The organism is Pseudomonas kribbensis (assembly GCF_003352185.1).
Lineage (GTDB): Bacteria > Pseudomonadota > Gammaproteobacteria > Pseudomonadales > Pseudomonadaceae > Aquipseudomonas > Aquipseudomonas kribbensis.
The window spans coordinates 3,992,016-4,007,936 of the sequence record NZ_CP029608.1 but is presented as its reverse complement, the minus strand read 5'-3'; the positions used below and the strand labels follow the sequence as shown (position 1 = coordinate 4,007,936).

The following is a 15,921-nucleotide window of genomic DNA, read 5'->3' as shown; positions in this document are numbered from 1 at the left end:
GGTCTTGGCGCTAAGCTAATGGCAGGTTGACGTTTACGTCAAGTGGCGGGCGCCTGCAGCTTGTCGAGCTTCTTCTCGTGCGCCGTCACTTGCTGGCACAGCTCGATCATCTGCTCGCGCATCCAGCGGTTGGCCGGGTCCTGGTCGGTGCTTTCGTGCCAGTACAAATGAGTTTCCACCGGCGGCACATCGTTGACCGGCAGATTAAACGCATGCAGGTCATGACGACGGGCGAAACGCTCCGGCACGGTCATCACCATGTCGGTCTGCTGCAACACCTGGGACGCCATCAGATAGTGCTGCGAGCGCAGGGCAATCTTGCGCTGGATGCCCATTTTGCCCAGCGCCAGATCGACATGGCCCAGGCCACTGCGACGGCTGGAAATATGAATGTGGGTCAGCGACAGGTAATCGTCGAGGGTGAATTTTTCCTTGGTCGCCAGCGGATGACCCTTGCGCATCGCACAGACGTAACGGTCTTCCATCAGCTTGACGTGGCGCACCTGCGGGTCGGTGTTGAGCGGTGCATCCACGGCGAAATCGAGGCGCCCGGCGGCCAGTTCCTTGGTGGTTTCCCGGCGTTTGGACAGGAAGCTTTCGATGATCACCGTAGGCGCCAGACGACGCAGGCGCTGGAACAGCGGCGGCAGAATCACCGCTTCGGTCAGGTCGGTCATGCTGATGCGGTAGGTCTTGACCGCTTGCGAAGGGTTGAAGATGCGGCTTTCCTGAACCGATACCCGCAGCAGCGACAGCGCGTTGCGCACCGGGCCGATGATGTTCTGCGCCATGGGTGTTGGCACCATGCCCTGGGCCGTGCGTACGAAGAGCGGGTCGTTGAAGGTCTCGCGCAACCGCGCCAAGGCGTTGGACACCGCCGGCTGGGTGATGCCGACGATCTGCCCGGCGCGGGTCAGGTTGGCTTCGGTGTAGATCGCGTCGAAGACGATGAAAAGGTTGAGGTCGACCTTGCTCAGATTCATTACGCGGCTCTCTTTTTATAGGTGGATGGCGCGGGTCAGGGCGGCCAGGAAAATCAACCAATCATATATCGGTGATGAATGTTTATACACGCCGAGAATAGGCTAGGTAAATTATCAGCGCTGTTCTAGCATCGATTGCATGACCTAAACAACCTCTGCCACAGAAGGTAATTGCTCATGGATTTCGCTTATTCGCCCAAGGTTCAGGAACTGCGTGAGCGCGTGACCGCGTTCATGGACACTTACGTTTACCCGGCCGAAGCCGTGTTTGAACGGCAGGTTGCCGAGGGTGACCGCTGGCAGCCGACCGCAATCATGGAAGAGCTCAAGGCCAAGGCCAAGGCCGAAGGGCTGTGGAATTTGTTTCTGCCTGAGTCGGAACTGGGCGCCGGCCTGACCAACCTCGAATACGCGCCATTGGCGGAAATCATGGGCCGTTCGTTGCTCGGTCCCGAGCCGTTCAACTGCTCGGCGCCGGACACCGGCAATATGGAAGTGCTGGTGCGTTACGCCAACGAAGAACAGAAACAGCGCTGGCTCGAACCGCTGCTGCGCGGCGAAATCCGCTCTGCATTCGCCATGACCGAGCCGGACGTTGCGTCCTCCGACGCCACCAACATGGCCGCCCGCGCCGTGCGCGATGGTGACGAGTGGGTGATCAACGGCAAGAAATGGTGGACCTCCGGTGCCTGCGACCCGCGCTGCAAGATCCTGATCTTCATGGGCCTGAGCAACCCCGACGCCCCGCGCCACGCCCAGCACTCGATGATTCTGGTGCCCGTCGATACCCCCGGCGTGAAGATCGTCCGTCCGCTGCCGGTGTTCGGTTACGACGACGCGCCTCACGGTCACGCCGAAGTGCTGTTCGACAATGTGCGGGTGCCGTACGAAAACGTCCTGCTCGGTGAAGGACGCGGCTTCGAAATTGCTCAAGGTCGCCTCGGCCCAGGCCGGATTCACCACTGCATGCGTTCGATCGGCATGGCCGAGCGCGCGCTGGAACTAATGTGCAAACGTTCGGTGAGCCGCACCGCGTTCGGCAAACCGTTGGCACGTCTGGGCGGTAACGTCGACAAGATCGCCGACTCGCGGATGGAAATCGACATGGCCCGCCTGTTGACCCTGAAAGCGGCGTACATGATGGACACCGTGGGTAACAAAGTCGCCAAGAGCGAAATCGCGCAGATCAAGGTCGTCGCACCGAACGTTGCGTTGCGGGTGATCGACCGGGCGATCCAGATCCATGGCGGGGCAGGGGTGTCGAACGATTTTCCGCTGGCCTACATGTACGCCATGCAACGCACCCTGCGCCTGGCCGATGGCCCGGACGAAGTGCACCGCGCGGCGATCGGCAAGTTCGAGATCGGCAAGTATGTGCCGAAGGAAATGCTGCGTAGCGGTCATTAAGACCGCGGTGCCTGCTATCGCGAGCAGGCTCTCTCCCACGGGTTTGCAGGTGTCCACACACTTTGTGTTCGCTGGAGATCTAATGTGGGAGCGAGCCTGCTCGCGATGGGGCCTGCTCGTTCAACGCATCAACATCAGATTCAGTAAACCCAAACCTCAACCCGCCGATTCTTGATCCTGCCTTCATCACCGCTGTTGGTCGCCACCGGCATCAGCGCGCCAAACCCGCGCACTTCGCGCAACACCACGCCGTTCTTCACCAGTTCCCGGCGTACCGCCATCGCCCGCAGCTTCGACAGCAAATCCGCCCGGGCCGGGTCGTCCTTGGCATCGCCAAATCCCACCAGTGTTACCGCGCGGTCGGTCTTGTCGTGGTGCTTTATATAGTCGAACACCCGGGCCAGATCCTGGCGGGCCTTGTTGTCGAGGCTGGCGCTGCCTTCTTCGAAACGGAAGTTCACGGTCAGACGCTGGGCGTGGCGGCTGAGGGATTGATAACCCTCGGGCATCAGCGCATTCGGCGTGACCGAGATGGCGTGCACGGTCTGGGCGATAAAACCGTTGGCCGCGACAATCGCCTGGCCCTGGCGGCTTTGCGCAAAATCTACCAAGGCGGCGGCCCATGGATTCTGATTGTCAGGCGGCAAATAGAAGAACAGCCGGCGGGACAGTGGATAGTCTTCAGTCGCAATCAGGCTGGCCAGTGGCAGCATGGCCTGGGACTGCCCGTCGACGATGGCCACGGCCTTGGCCTGGCGCACATAGGGTAGGCCGATGAAACCGATACCTTGTGGATCGGCGCTCACGGCGTCGGACAATTGCTCGCTCGACTCGAAACGTTTCGCCGAACTGTTCAGGGTTTTCCCACGACGGCTGAGGACAAGTTCCTTGAACGTGTCGTAGGTGCCGGACTGATCATCCCGCGCATACAGATGAATTGTCCCACCCTTGCCGCCGAGTTCTTCCCACGTCTTCGCCTCGCCGCTGAAGATCCGCGCCAGTTGTTCTGTGTTCAATTGGTTCAGCGGATTGTCGGGGTGAAGGATGATCGCCAGGCCATCGATGGCGATGACCTGCTCGGCGCCGGGACTTTTCAGATCACCAAGTGAAACAAGGCTGGCGAGTTCGCTGTCCTTGATCGGGCGCGAAGACGCAGCGAGATCGGCGCTGTTGTTTTTGAGCGCGGAGAAACCGGTGCTGGAACCATGGGCGGCGATTTCCACCACGACCCGTTTACCTTGAGCCGTGAGGCCGACGACCCGTTGCTCGTTGGCAGTGTCCGGGGTTTCGCTGTGGACTTTCACCAGCCCCTGTTCTTCCAGCAGGCCTTCCACCAGTGCCGGGCCGAGGGCTGCGCCAATGGTGTTGGAACCCTGGATGCGCAATACCGGGCCGTTCTCGGGAATGGGCAATGCCGCGGCCGAAACCTGCAGCCAGGCACTCAGGAGAAAGACGAACAGAACGCGCAGGGTCATGCCGGCACCGAATGCAGCCAAGGGGATTGCCGGGGAGATTAAGTCAGGGACGTTTCTGAAAGATGACAGTGTTCAGACTGTGGGAGCGAACTCCCACAGCGATGTGCGGCGATTTTGCTATCAGCTCAATTCCAGCCAGATCGGCGCATGATCCGAAGGCTTTTCCATTCCGCGCAGTTCATAGTCGACACCGGCGGCTTTCACCCGTGGCAGCAAGCCGTGGGACGCCAGAATCACGTCGATCCGCAGTCCGCGCTTCGGCTCGTCTTCAAAGCCACGGCTGCGGTAATCGAACCAGCTGAAGACATCGGCCACGTCCGGGTTCAAGTGACGGAAACTGTCGGTCAGGCCCCAGTTTTTCAGGCGGGCCATCCACTCGCGCTCTTCCGGCAGGAAGCTGCATTTGCCGGTTTTCAGCCAGCGCTTCATGTTGTCCGGGCCGATGCCGATGTCGCAGTCTTCCGGGGAAATGTTCACGTCGCCCATCACCACCAGCGGCTGTTCATTGTTGAACTGGCTTTCCAGCAGCGTTTGCAGATCGCTGTAGAAGCGCTGTTTGGCGGGGAACTTGGTCGGATGGTCGCGGCTTTCACCTTGTGGGAAATAGCCGTTCATGATCGTCACCGGCACGCCGTTGGCGTCGGCGAAAGTGCCCCAGATAAAGCGCCGCTGCGCGTCTTCTTCATCGGTGGCGAAGCCTTTGTGCACGGCAATCGGCTCCTGGCGCGAGAGCAGGGCGACGCCGTAATGGCCTTTCTGGCCGTGGAAATACACGTGATAACCCAGGGCCCGCACTTCTTCCAGCGGGAACTGGTCGTCGTGGACCTTGGTTTCCTGCAGGCCGATGATGTCCGGCTGATGCTTTTCGATCAGCGCCGCCAGCTGATGCGGGCGGGCCCGCAGTCCGTTGATGTTGAAGGAAACGATCTTCATGGTCGGCAGTCCTGGCAAAAGGGCGATGCTAGCTGACATGTAGGATCTGGGCCAGCGTGGCGGTAGTCCATATGCGCTGCTAATGTCTTTCGGGTGTGGGAACGATCCCTTCAGCCCAAGGCTCGTATAACAAGAACGGGGCCTGTTGAGTCCCGTCCAGGGAGAATCACCGTCATGCCTGAAACCTCGACCGCCATCGCCGACATCCACATGCTCGACCGCGGCTATTCCCGTGAAGCGCGATCCCTTCTTTATCAGGCCTACCGCCACGAGCCGACCTTCGCTTACCTGTTCGAGGCCGAACGCCCGGGTTACGAACAACGGGTGCGTGCCACGGTGCGAGAGCTGGTCAAACAGCATTTCCTGCAGGATCTGCCGGCCATCGGCTTGTTGGTCAACGACCGCTTGATCGGCATCGCCCTGATCGCGCCGCCGCAACGGCGTCTGGGTGTCACCGAGAGTTGGGCCTGGCGTTTGCGCATGGTGTTGAGCACCGGTTTCCGCTGCACCCGGCGTTATCTGGAATATCACGCCGCCGTTGAAGCCTGCGTGCCAACCGACTCGGTGCACATGCTGCCGCTGCTGGGCGTGCATCCACAATTTCAGGGCAAGCACTTCGGCGAGCAGTTGCTGCAGGCGGTACACAACTGGTGCGCGGTGGATGAAAGCTCCCAGGGCGTGATCCTCGACACCGGCAACCCGCGTTACCTGGAATTTTACAAACGTCAGGGTTATGAGGAGATCGGCGAAGTCGCCGTCGGCCCGGTACGCGAGCACGTGTTTTTCCACGCCAATCCACAGGTGTTACAAACTGCAACGGCATAACCATCGAACTTTTTCAGAAAAGTCTGGTTCTATCACGCTCCCAAGCACGTGATAGCATCCGCCCCTATGAAGTTTCCAGGAAGATTTACCAGTGGCGTGCTCATGCTGTTAACCAGCTGCGCGGCGCTGGCGCAAAGTGAATTGGATGTGCGGGTCAAACCGTCCAACGATGAACTCAAGGCCAATATAGAAGGCTATATCGGCAGCCTCGGCGATCGTGACGAAGAAGCCTTGCAGCGCTTCAGTCGCGGTGCCGAAGAGCAGGCGCGCAAGGCCGCCCAGGCCTTGGGCTACTACCAGCCGCAGATCGACAGCGAAGTGAAGGGCGGTGAAAAACCGCGTCTGGTGCTGAAGATCGATCCCGGCGAGCCGATTCGCCTGCGCAATGTCACCGTGCGGGTCGACGGACCCGCTGCCGCCCTCAAATCCTTTCGTGTACCGAAAAGCGACGTGCTCAAGCCCGGCGCGGTGCTCAACCATGGCCGCTACGAAGATGCCAAGCGCCTGATCCAGAATCAGGCATCGCGCTTCGGTTTCTTCAGCGGCCATTTCACCAGCCAGAAACTGATGGTCGATCCCCGCGCCGGGGTGGCCGATGTCGAGTTGATTTATGAGAGCGGTCCACGTTATGCGCTGGGCAAGGTCAGTTTCGAGGGCGATACGCCGTTCGATGAGGATCTGCTGCAACGCATGGTGCCGTTCAAACCGGGCGAGCCTTACGACTCCGAGCTGATTGCCGAACTCAATCGCGACCTGCAATCGAGCGGCTACTTCGAAGGCGTGCGAGTCGACGCGGCACCGACCGCTGCCAAGAACGACGTGATCCCGGTCGCGGTCAAACTCGATACCCGCAAACCGCGCACCATGGGCCTCGGTCTCGGTTACTCCACCGACGTTGGCCCGCGGATCAAGGCCAACTGGACCCGCCACTGGGTCAACCCGCAGGGCGACAGTTACGGCTGGGAGGCCGAACTCTCGGCGCCACGACAGAACGTCGGTCTGTTCTATGACATTCCGCTGGACCCGCCGCTGACCGACAAATTGCGCTGGGCCGGCGGTTATCAGTACGAAGACATCGACGGCTCCGACACCCTGAGCAAATTGCTGACCTTCGGCCCGGAATGGCACAGCAAGTTGCCGAGCGGCTGGCAGCGGGTGATTTCGCTGAAATGGCAGCGTGAGGAATACCAGCTCGGTGACGACTCGGGCCTGAGTACCTTGCTGATGCCCGGCATCAGTTACTCCTACCTGAAAAGCGACAATCGCATCGACCCGCACAATGGCTATCGGCTGACTTTCGAAAGCAAGGTGGCGAAAGAAGGCCTCGGCTCGGACAACAATCTGTTGTACGGCACGGCGCTGATCAAAGGGCTGACCACGGTGTTCGACAACCACCGGTTCCTCGGACGTGTCCAGGTCGGTGGCAGTGCCACCAACGGTTACAGCTCGGTGCCGCCGTCGCTGCGGTTCTTCGCCGGTGGCGACCAGAGTGTGCGCGGTTACGACTATCAGAGCCTGTCCCCGGAGAACTCCAAAGGCGACCGCATCGGCGGGCGCTACATGGTGGCCGGCAGCGTCGAGTATCAATACTCGATCGCCGAAAAATGGCGGGTCGCGACCTTCGTCGACCAGGGCAACTCTTTCAACAAACTCGAACTGCCGAACCTCAAGACCGGGGTCGGTATCGGTGTGCGCTGGGTCTCGCCGGTGGGGCCGATCCGCCTCGACCTGGCCCATGCGCTGGACGACGACGGCGGCATCCGGCTGCACTTTTCCATGGGGCCTGAGCTGTGAAGCGTGGTTTGAAAATTTCGGCGCTGGCGCTGTTATCGCTGGTGCTGTTGATTGTATTGAGTATTGCCGCTGTGCTCGGCACCCAGGCTGGCAGCCGTTGGGTGCTGGGGCTGGTTCCGGGCTTGAGCGTCGACAACTTTCAGGGTCGCCTCGGCGGACAGTGGAGCGCTGATCATCTGTTGTGGCAGCAGGACAGCAGCCGCGTCGAACTGAGCAAACCGATCTTCGAATGGTCGCCGCTGTGCCTGACACGCATGACGCTGTGCATCGAACAGCTCAAGGCCGATCAGGTCATCCTGCAATTCCCGCCCGGCGAAGAAACCACCGACAGCGGCCCGATCAAACTCCCTGACCTGCAATTGCCGGTGGCCATCGAACTGGGTGACGTGCAAGTCGGCAGCCTGTTGTTCAACGGCAGCGAACAGCTCAAAGGCCTGCAATTGGCGGCGCACTGGACTGCCAAGGGCATGCAGATCGACAGCGTGAAACTGCAACGCGACGACCTGAGCCTGAACCTCTCCGGTCTGTTGCAACCGACCGGTAACTGGCCGTTGAGCATCGCCGGTGATCTGACCCTGCCGTCACCGGGCACCGGCCCGTGGACGCTGGCGCTCAAAGTCGACGGTGATCTGCTCAAGACTCTCAATCTGCACGCCGACAGCCGTGGCTACCTCGACGGCCAGTTGAGCGGCGAGTTGCAACCGCTGGCGGAAAACCTGCCGGCCAAGGTGCGCATCACCTCGGAGGCGTTCAAGCCGAGCGCCGATCTGCCGGACACCCTGCAACTCAATCAACTGGTATTGACCGGCGAAGGCGACCTGAAAAACGGTTATCAACTCCTTGGCAATGCGACGCTGCCTGCGGATAAAGGCGCGGTGGCGCTGTTGCTCAAGGGCAAGGTCGATGCCAAGGGCGCACAGATCGCCGGCCTCGATCTGACCGCCAATGACAAACAAAGCCTCAAGCTCACCGGTAACGTCGACTGGAGCAAAGGCCTCAGCGCCCAGGCCAACATTAATTGGCAGGACTTTCCGTGGCATCGGCTCTATTCCGAGATCGACGAGCCGCAAGTCGCCTTGCGCACGTTCAACGGCGAAGTCTCCTACACCGACGGCCAATACCTTGGCAATTTCGCCGCCGCACTGGACGGCCCGGCCGGGGCGTTCAGTCTGAGTAGCCCGTTCAGTGGCAACCTCAAACAGATCTTCCTGCCGCAATTCAAGCTCGAAGCGGGGCAGGGCAAGGCCGAAGGGCACGTGAACGTGCAATTCGCCGACGGCATTGCCTGGGACACGGCGCTGGAACTGTCCGCGCTCAACCCGGCGTACTGGATGGCGGAGTTGCCGGGCACACTGGCCGGGCCGCTGAAAAGCACGGGCGAAATGAAAAACGAGCGCCTGAGCCTCAACGCCGACCTCGACCTCAAAGGCAAACTGCGCGGGCAACCGGCGGTGCTGCAAGCCAAGGCTGACGGCGCCGGTGAACAGTGGAATCTGAACGCCCTGCAAATCCGCCTCGGCGACAACAGCATCAACGGCAAGGGCAGCCTGCAACAGAAGCTCACCGGGCAGATCGACATCAAGCTGCCGCGTCTGGCCCAGCTCTGGCCGCAGCTGCGCGGGCAGGTCAACGGTCGGGTCGATGTCGCGGGTACGCTGAAAGCACCGCAAGGCAAGCTCGATCTGCAAGGCTCGCAACTGGTGTTCCAGGACAATCGCCTGCAAAGCCTCAACCTCGATGCCACCCTCGACAGCGCGCAGCGGGCGAAAATCGACCTGAAGGGCAGCGGCATCCAGGCCGGCGACACGAATCTGGGTGTGCTGACGGTCAGCGCGCAGGGCGATATCAAAAATCAGAAACTTAATCTCGACCTGCTCGGGCCGAAGCTGAAACTCGCGCTGGGTCTGGACGGCAATCTGGACAAAGGCAACTGGCGCGGGCGCCTGGCCAGCGGTGACATTCAGGCCGGCGGTCAGGACTGGAAGCTGCAAAACCCGGCGAAACTCGAGCGTCTGGCCGACGGCAAGATCAACTTCGGCGCCCATTGCTGGATGTCCGGCAATGCCAGCCTGTGCGGCGAAGACCAGCGCTTGATGCCGGAGCCGAAGCTGCGCTACCACCTCAAGCAATTCCCGATCGAAAGCCTGGCGCAATGGCTGCCCAAGGATTTCGCCTGGCAGGGCAAACTCAACGCCGACCTGCAACTGGACCTGCCGGCCAGCGGCCCGAACGGCCAGATCAGCGTCGATGCCAGCGGCGGCACCTTGCGCATGAAGGAAAAGGATCAGTGGCTGGACTTCCCGTACCAGACCCTCAAGCTCACCAGCAAACTCACGCCGAAACGCATCGACACCGACCTCAACTTCGTCGGTGGCAAACTCGGTGAACTGATGGTGCAGGCGCAGCTCAATCCGCTGCCGAAGAACAAACCGCTGAACGGCTCGTTCCGCCTCAGCGGGCTGGATCTGTCGGTGGCGCGGCCGTTCGTGCCGATGGTCGAGAAACTCACCGGGCGCCTGAACGGCAGCGGCACGATCTCCGGCGGGCTGCTCGCGCCGCTGGTCAACGGCACCGTGCAACTCAGTGACGGTGAAGTCTCCGGCCCGGAACTGCCGTTGCAGTTGCAGGGTCTGCGACTGCAAGCGGTGATCGCCGGCGAATCGGTGCGCCTGGATGGCGGCTGGAAAAGCGGCAAGGCCGGGCAGGGCAGTCTCAGCGGCAACGTCGCCTGGGGTCAGGCGCTGATGGTGGATCTGGCGCTCAAGGGCACGCAACTGCCGGTCACCGTCGAACCCTACGCCAAGCTTGAAGTGGCGCCGGACCTGAAGATTTCCATGGCCGGCGACGAGCTGGCGATTGCCGGCAAAGTGCTGGTGCCCCGAGGCGAAATCACCGTGCGCGAGTTGCCGCCATCGACGGTGAAAGTCTCCGATGACACGATCATCGTCGGCGCGCAGACCGAAGAGGGCAAACCACCGATGGCCATGAAGATGGACATCGACGTGGTGGTCGGCGAGGACAAGCTGAGCTTCGCCGGATTCGGCCTGACCGCCAATCTGCAAGGTCACGTGCACATCGGCGACAACATGGACACCCGTGGCGAGCTCTGGCTCAACGACGGTCGTTACCGCGCCTACGGCCAGCGCCTGACCGTACGTCGTGCGCGTCTGTTGTTTGCCGGGCCGATCGATCAGCCGTATCTGGATATCGAAGCGATTCGCCAGACCGACGACGTGATCGCCGGCATCCGCCTGAGCGGCAGCGCCGAGCAGCCGACCACGCAGATCTTCTCGGAACCGGCGATGAGCCAGGAGCAGGCGTTGTCCTATCTGGTGCTGGGGCGTCCACTGAGCAGCAACGGCGAAGACAACAACATGCTCGCGCAAGCGGCGCTCGGTCTGGGGCTGATGGGCAGTTCCGGGGTGACCAGCAACCTGGCCAAGGATCTGGGCATCCAGGATTTCCAGCTCGACACCCAGGGCAGCGGCAACACCACCAGCGTGGTGGCCAGTGGCAATATCTCGGAGAAGCTCAGCCTGCGTTACGGCGTCGGCGTATTCGAGCCGGCCAACACCATCGCCTTGCGCTACAAGTTGAGCAAAAAGGTCTACCTCGAAGCCGCCAGCGGCGTGGCCAGTTCGCTGGACATCTTCTACAAGCGGGACTTCTAGATCGCGTTCCCACAGAGCCAGATCGTGTCACCACGATCCGGCTTTTTTTGATGTATTAGACTGACCTCAGCTTCGAGGCTGCAGATTGCGACTGCCCGAAACGTCCCCGGGGGCACCCATGGTCCGTTTGAGTATGGTCTTGCTAGGTAACGACTTTGTCCGCCGGCGCTGGTCAGCACTGGCGTTGACCGGCATCGTCTGGGGCGCGGCCGGAGTGGCGATCTTCATCGATGCACTGGACGGCGTTCTGTACTTCCCGCTGCATGTGTTCGGCTATCTGTTGTTGCTCGAAGCCTTGATCATCTTGCTGGTGCCGGCCCCGCAAACCGGCACTGCGGCGGCGTTGCGCAAGGCACGGGGGCTGGCTTTTCTGCTGTTGGGGCTGCTGATCGTCGACCGGCAACATGCTGCCGGCCTGATTCTCGCGGTGCTGTTCGGTGTGGCTTTTCTGCTCGACGGCGGTTTTCGTTTGGCAGCAGCAGTAGTCGTGCGCTTCGTTGGTTGGCAAATGTCACTGCTGGCGGGGTTGTTCGAGATCGGCTTCGCACTGTTTATCCTTGAACCGTACCCGACGCTTTACAAGGGGACGGTGCCGTTCTGCATCGGCATGAGTATCTTTCTCTCGGGCTGCGCCTTGTTGCAGCAGGCCTTGCGGTTCAGGAACGGGCATTCGCCAGTGACGCCTTCCCCGGTATACGCCCCGGCAAACGGTGACGCGCTGGTGATCCATGTCTGGACGCCCAGCGGTACGGTTGACGACACCCTGGTGCGCAATCGGTTGCTCAACCGATATATCGCGGCGGTCGATATCAACGGCGTCATTTCCGCCGGCCACGCGGCGCTGGAATGTGGGCCGGACCTCTACATCAGCCATTACCCGCTGGACGACATTGATCGTTCGGCAGGGGACTTTGTGCGGTTGCTGCGGGCCACGCCGAACAACGATGTTCCCGGCAGGTTTCTGCAGGACTATGCGAGCGAAGTCGCCGACTGGTGCCCGTCGTCGGTTCAGGTCAGCTTCGGGCACTACGATGCCGCGCGGCTGCAGGCGTTCTGGGCGGATTATCGGCAGAACACCACCTACAACCTTACCAGTCGCAATTGCTCGAGTGCCGTTGCGCGCAGCCTGGAAGCGGCACTGGAAGGTGCGATGAATCGCGGCCATTCGAGCATGCTGGATTTTGCCCGGGTCATCATCAGCCCCGAGTTCTGGGTCGCAGCCCAGGTGCGCAAGCGCGCCGAGGCCATGGCCTGGACGCCGGGGTTGCTGCTTGATTACGTGTGGGCGCTGCATGCTGCCATCGAACCGACGCCGCCAGGCTGGCACAGCATTTATGCGGTAGCCAAACGCGCTTGCGGGTATGCGGCAACCGCCTTGCGTGGGCGGGAAGTCCATCCACTTCACCCGCCACCGATGAATCATCCCTCCGACAAATCTTGAACGGCTCTACACCGAGTCGCTGCCATCGCGAGCAGGCTCGCTCCCACATGCATGAGATCCTTGTGGGAGCGAGCCTGCTCGCGATGGCGTCTGCACGGTCAACAGAAAACCCAGTCCGCTGGTCAACTAATTACAAAGCAACCTAACTATTACGTTGACATTCGCTGCCTAGGCAGTAACATCTCGACATACATTCACTGCCTAGGCAGTTATTAGGTGCGCACATGAAGCATTTCACCCCGGACGAATTCAAGCATTGCCACCTCGGCCTGTTGCTCGGTCGTGCAGCCTTGCTCAAGGACAGGATCATCGACACCCACATGGAGCCCCACGGCATCACCGCCGCGCAGTTCAAGGTGTTGATCATCATGGCCCAGTACGGCGTCGACACCCCGGCCGAGCTGTGCCGGCACCTGTCGCTGGACAGCGGTTCTATGACCCGCATGCTCGACCGTCTGGAGCAGAAAGACTTCCTGGTGCGCCAGCGCAGCGAAGGCGATCGCCGTCAGGTGCAGTTGAAGCTCACCGGGCAAGGTCAGGCGCTGGCCGATCGTCTGCCGCACATCGGTGCCGACGCCATGAACGAGTTGGCCGGCGGCATTACTCCGGACGAGTTGAAAACCCTGGAATACATCCTCAAGAAAATTTTGCTGGCGGCCGGTGACCCCATCACCATCCAGCGGTTAGGTGAACACAATGAGCGGTAAAACCTTGCGCAGCAGCCTGACACTGGTGCTGTCGGCGATGATTCTCGCCGGTTGCGCCAACTACAGTGGCCTCGATACCCATGGCAAAAACCTTGATGCGAAAGACCTCAAGGTCGGCCAATCCCTCAACGGCGTGACACTGTCCCCGGCCGCGTGGCCGAAGAGCGACTGGTGGACCAGCCTCGGCGATCCGCAACTCGACGGCCTGATCCGCGAAGCCCTGCACGACAGCCCGGACATGCAAATCGCCGACGCCCGCGCCCATCAGGCCAGCGCCGCCGCGTATGCCGCCGATGCCGAACGTTATCCGACCCTCGACGCCAGCGCCGGCATTACCCGTTCGCGTCTGGCCAAGGATCAGGACCCGCGAGGGCAGGGCGATGCCTACGCCACCGTGCGCAACATCAGCGCCGGCTTCAATTACAACTTCGATCTCTGGGGCGGTCAGCGTGATGCCTGGGAAGCTGCACTTGGTCAGGCTCGCGCGGCTGAAGTCGACCGTCAGGCCGCACAGTTGACCCTCGCTGCCGACGTGGCCCGGGCCTACAGCGATCTGGGTCAGGCCCATATCGTTTATGACCTGGCCAACGAAGACCTCAAGCGCACCAAGCAGATGCTCGACCTGAGCCAGCGTCGTCTGAGTTCCGGGATCGACAGCCAGTACCAGTTCCAGCAGACCCAAAGCCTGGAGGCCAGCTCCGAAGCCAGCCTGATCGACGCTGAAAAACGCCTGAACAGCGCGAAAATCGCCCTGGCCGTGTTGCTTGGCAAAGGCCCGGATCGCGGCAACGAAATCGCCCGGCCGAAAGTCCTGCAGGCCAGTGCCGTCGCTGTTCCATCTGTTCTGCCTGCGGAACTGCTCGGTCGTCGCCCGGATCTGGTCGCTGCGCGCTGGCGTGTCGAGGCCGCGAGCAAGGACATCGACTCGGCCAAGACCCGCTTCTATCCCAACTTGAACCTGTCGGCCTCCGCTGGTGCCGAATCGTTATTGGGTGACGCGATGTTCGGGTCCGCCAGTCGCTTCTTCAATATCGCCCCGACCATTTCGCTGCCGATCTTCGACGGTGGCCGCTTGCGCGCCAATCTCGACGCTCGCGACGCCGATTACGACCTGGCCGTAGCGCAGTACAACAAAAGCCTGGTGAAAGCCCTGGGCGATGTCGGCGACACCATCAACCAGTTGCGTGACATTGGCCGGCAGATCGGCGCCCAGCAGCACGCGACCGAGATTGCCCAGGATTCTTACAACACCGTGGTCCAGCGTTACGGTTCCGGAATCGGCAACTACCTGGACGTGCTCAGCATCGAGCAGCAATTGCTGCAGGCCCAGCGTCAGCTGGCGACCCTGAATGCCGAGCAGATCGACCTGTCGATTCAACTGATGCAAGCGCTGGGTGGCGGCTTCCAGGGGCAGACCCTGACTGCCGCCAACGCCAGCCCAGCCACCACGCACAACTAATTCAAGGTATTTGTCATGGCCACTGCCGAAAACTCTCAAGCTCAAGACAACACCCCCGACACCGGCAATCCACGCAAGCGCAAAGTGATGCTGCTGGTGCTGGCCGTCGTGGTTGCCCTCGCCGGTGCCGGCGTCTGGGCGTATCACGAATTCATCGGTCGCTGGAACGAAAGCACCGACGACGCCTACGTCAACGGCAACGTCGTGGAAATCACCCCGCTGGTCACCGGCACCGTGGTCAGCATCGGCGCCGACGATGGCGATCTGGTTCACGAAGGTCAGGTACTGGTCAACTTCGACCCGAACGACGCCGAAGTCGGCCTGCAAAGTGCCCAGGCCAAACTGGCGCGCACCGTGCGCCAGGTTCGCGGCTTGTACAGCAACGTCGACGGCATGAAAGCCCAGGTCAACGCGCAACAGGCGAACGTGCAGAAAGCCCAGGACAACTACAACCGCCGGAAAAACCTCGCCGCCGGCGGCGCGATTTCCCAGGAAGAACTGTCCCACGCTCGCGACGACCTGACCTCGGCGCAAAACGCCCTGGCCAACGCCCAGCAACAACTGAAAACCACCAGCGCGCTGGTCGATGACACCGTGGTTTCGTCGCACCCGGATGTGATGTCGGCCGCGGCCGATCTGCGCCAGGCCTACCTGACCAACGCTCGCAGCACCCTGATCGCACCGGTTACCGGTTACGTCGCCAAGCGCACCGTGCAACTCGGCCAGCGCGTGCAGCCGGGCACCGCGCTGATGGCGGTGATCCCGCTGGATCAGCTGTGGATCGACGCCAACTTCAAGGAAACCCAACTGCGCGACATGCGCATCGGCCAACCGGTGGACATCGAATCCGACATCTACGGCAGCGACGTGAAATTCAGCGGCACCGTCGACAGCCTCGGCGCGGGCACCGGTAGCGCGTTCGCCCTGTTGCCGGCGCAGAACGCCACCGGTAACTGGATCAAGATCGTGCAGCGTGTACCGGTGCGGATTCACATCAACGCCGAAGAACTGGCCAAGCATCCGCTGCGCGTCGGTCTGTCGACCAATGTCGAGGTCAACCTGCACGACCAGAGCGGCCCGGTACTGGCGCAGCAACCGCCGCAACAGGCCTCGTTCAGCACCAGCGTCTACGACCGCCAGTTGGGCGAAGCCGACGCGATGATCGCGCAACTGATCCACGACAACAGCGCTGCAGTCAGCAAGACCGCGCAACGCTGACCTCTTTC

The 15,921-nt window shown here is 61.5% G+C and carries 11 protein-coding genes; 8 read left to right on the top strand and 3 right to left on the bottom strand.

Going from position 1 to position 15,921, the window contains the following annotated elements; genetic code table 11:
- Positions 1 to 38: 38 nt before the first annotated feature.
- Entirely contained in the window at positions 39 to 983 is a 945-nt protein-coding gene (locus DLD99_RS18260; protein ID WP_011334997.1) for a LysR family transcriptional regulator, read from the bottom strand.
- 177 nt (positions 984 to 1,160) lie between these two features.
- On the opposite strand from DLD99_RS18260, the gene DLD99_RS18255 reads away from it, so the two are divergent.
- Positions 1,161 to 2,390, top strand: coding sequence for an acyl-CoA dehydrogenase (locus tag DLD99_RS18255; protein WP_003223710.1), 1,230 nt, complete (start codon positions 1,161 to 1,163; stop codon positions 2,388 to 2,390).
- A gap of 140 nt (positions 2,391 to 2,530) precedes the next feature.
- Here DLD99_RS18255 and DLD99_RS18250 read toward each other — a convergent pair whose 3' ends face one another.
- Both DLD99_RS18250 and xthA read right to left on the bottom strand, forming a co-directional pair.
- Positions 2,531 to 3,865 (bottom strand): substrate-binding domain-containing protein, encoded by a 1,335-nt coding sequence (locus DLD99_RS18250; RefSeq protein ID WP_114886738.1) that lies wholly within the window; start codon positions 3,863 to 3,865, stop codon positions 2,531 to 2,533.
- 120 nt (positions 3,866 to 3,985) lie between these two features.
- Entirely contained in the window at positions 3,986 to 4,798 is an 813-nt protein-coding gene (gene xthA, locus DLD99_RS18245) for an exodeoxyribonuclease III (RefSeq protein ID WP_114884068.1), read from the bottom strand.
- Between the two features lie 174 nt (positions 4,799 to 4,972).
- Between xthA and DLD99_RS18240 the strand changes: the two genes are divergently transcribed.
- The 7 genes from DLD99_RS18240 to DLD99_RS18210 all read left to right on the top strand — a co-directional run bounded on the left by DLD99_RS18240 (position 4,973) and on the right by DLD99_RS18210 (position 15,913).
- The gene (locus DLD99_RS18240) at positions 4,973 to 5,623 is read left to right on the top strand and encodes a GNAT family N-acetyltransferase (RefSeq protein ID WP_085712429.1); all 651 of its coding nucleotides are present in this window, start codon (positions 4,973 to 4,975) and stop codon (positions 5,621 to 5,623) included.
- A 66-nt stretch (positions 5,624 to 5,689) separates the two neighbouring features.
- Positions 5,690 to 7,417 carry an autotransporter assembly complex protein TamA gene (locus DLD99_RS18235; RefSeq protein ID WP_085712428.1) on the top strand — a complete coding sequence of 576 codons (1,728 nt, stop codon included), beginning with the start codon at positions 5,690 to 5,692 and terminating at the stop codon, positions 7,415 to 7,417.
- Positions 7,414 to 11,088: a translocation/assembly module TamB domain-containing protein gene (locus tag DLD99_RS18230; RefSeq protein WP_114884066.1), complete on the top strand. Its 3,675-nt coding sequence runs from the start codon at positions 7,414 to 7,416 to the stop codon at positions 11,086 to 11,088. Before DLD99_RS18235 ends, DLD99_RS18230 begins: the two co-directional genes overlap by 4 nt.
- Positions 11,089 to 11,206: 118 nt before the next feature.
- Entirely contained in the window at positions 11,207 to 12,529 is a 1,323-nt protein-coding gene (locus DLD99_RS18225; RefSeq protein WP_114884064.1) for a hypothetical protein, read from the top strand.
- A gap of 224 nt (positions 12,530 to 12,753) precedes the next feature.
- Positions 12,754 to 13,236, top strand: coding sequence for a MarR family winged helix-turn-helix transcriptional regulator (locus tag DLD99_RS18220; RefSeq protein WP_085712425.1), 483 nt, complete (start codon positions 12,754 to 12,756; stop codon positions 13,234 to 13,236).
- Positions 13,226 to 14,695 (top strand): efflux transporter outer membrane subunit, encoded by a 1,470-nt coding sequence (locus DLD99_RS18215; protein WP_114884062.1) that lies wholly within the window; start codon positions 13,226 to 13,228, stop codon positions 14,693 to 14,695. The genes DLD99_RS18220 and DLD99_RS18215 overlap by 11 nt, the downstream gene beginning before the upstream one ends.
- A 15-nt stretch (positions 14,696 to 14,710) precedes the next feature.
- Positions 14,711 to 15,913: an HlyD/EmrA/EmrK family protein gene (locus tag DLD99_RS18210; RefSeq protein WP_114884060.1), complete on the top strand. Its 1,203-nt coding sequence runs from the start codon at positions 14,711 to 14,713 to the stop codon at positions 15,911 to 15,913.
- Positions 15,914 to 15,921: the final 8 nt, after the last annotated feature.

Bases quoted from the DNA above. Each gene is read 5' to 3' on its own strand.
- DLD99_RS18250 (WP_114886738.1), bottom strand. From the start codon at position 3,865: ATGACCCTGCGCGTTCTGTTCGTCTTTCTCCTGAGTGCCTGGCTGCAG.
- DLD99_RS18220 (WP_085712425.1), top strand. From the start codon at position 12,754: ATGAAGCATTTCACCCCGGACGAATTCAAGCATTGCCACCTCGGCCTG.
- DLD99_RS18215 (WP_114884062.1), top strand. From the start codon at position 13,226: ATGAGCGGTAAAACCTTGCGCAGCAGCCTGACACTGGTGCTGTCGGCG.
- DLD99_RS18255 (WP_003223710.1), top strand. From the start codon at position 1,161: ATGGATTTCGCTTATTCGCCCAAGGTTCAGGAACTGCGTGAGCGCGTG.
- DLD99_RS18240 (WP_085712429.1), top strand. From the start codon at position 4,973: ATGCCTGAAACCTCGACCGCCATCGCCGACATCCACATGCTCGACCGC.
- DLD99_RS18260 (WP_011334997.1), bottom strand. From the start codon at position 983: ATGAATCTGAGCAAGGTCGACCTCAACCTTTTCATCGTCTTCGACGCG.
- DLD99_RS18210 (WP_114884060.1), top strand. From the start codon at position 14,711: ATGGCCACTGCCGAAAACTCTCAAGCTCAAGACAACACCCCCGACACC.
- xthA (WP_114884068.1), bottom strand. From the start codon at position 4,798: ATGAAGATCGTTTCCTTCAACATCAACGGACTGCGGGCCCGCCCGCAT.
- DLD99_RS18235 (WP_085712428.1), top strand. From the start codon at position 5,690: ATGAAGTTTCCAGGAAGATTTACCAGTGGCGTGCTCATGCTGTTAACC.
- DLD99_RS18225 (WP_114884064.1), top strand. From the start codon at position 11,207: ATGGTCCGTTTGAGTATGGTCTTGCTAGGTAACGACTTTGTCCGCCGG.